This window comes from Chryseobacterium lacus, from assembly GCF_003336205.1.
GTDB classification, from domain to species: Bacteria; Bacteroidota; Bacteroidia; order Flavobacteriales; family Weeksellaceae; genus Chryseobacterium_A; species Chryseobacterium_A lacus.
Window position 1 is genome coordinate 1 of sequence record NZ_QPIE01000027.1, and the last position, 630, is coordinate 630.

Genomic DNA, 630 nt, shown 5'->3' on the forward strand with positions numbered 1-630 from the left:
TTTCCCATTCACCGTTTTAGTAATTTTGTTTTTATTAAACCCTAAAAAACATATAAAATGGCTACAAAAAAAAATCTCCGGAGGAGTTAAGGACTAACAAGTTTCTCAATCGTGCCTCTAGCGAAGTTAATGGTTTTGCCGAACTCCTGCAACGCTTTGAAAGAAATATTTCCATTCTGGGCAGAAGCAAACGAACCTTTGATAATTATTCCAGGCATGTTGCCGCCTTAGCGCTTCATTTCGGTAAAATCCCTACCGAATTAGACCCGGAAGACATCAAAGATTATCTCTTTGAACTTCAAAAGCGATCAAAAACCCCTTCTCAGTCGTACTTTAAACATACTGTTTACGGGCTGCGTTTCCTGCTGAAAACCGAAGGTCTACCTTACAGCTACCTCCATCTTCCCACCATTCCAAAAGTCAAGAAACTTCCTGTAATTCTCAGCCGGGAAGAGATCTGGTGCATGCTTCAAACCGCCGAACTCCTGAAGCATAAACTGCTCATCGGACTGATCTACGGGTGTGGACTCCGGTGTATGGAAGTGCGGAATATCGAGCTTCGGCATCTGGATTTTGACCGGAAAATGCTTCACATTGTGCAGGGTAAAGGCCGGAAAGACCGGTATGTTC

The 630-nt window shown here is 43.3% G+C and carries 1 protein-coding gene; it reads left to right on the forward strand.

Translation table 11 applies throughout. The features are described from left to right. Positions 1-146: 146 nt before the first annotated feature. Positions 147-630: tyrosine-type recombinase/integrase (locus DQ356_RS11145; protein ID WP_147267622.1), on the forward strand; the 484-nt coding region annotated here is incomplete at its 3' end.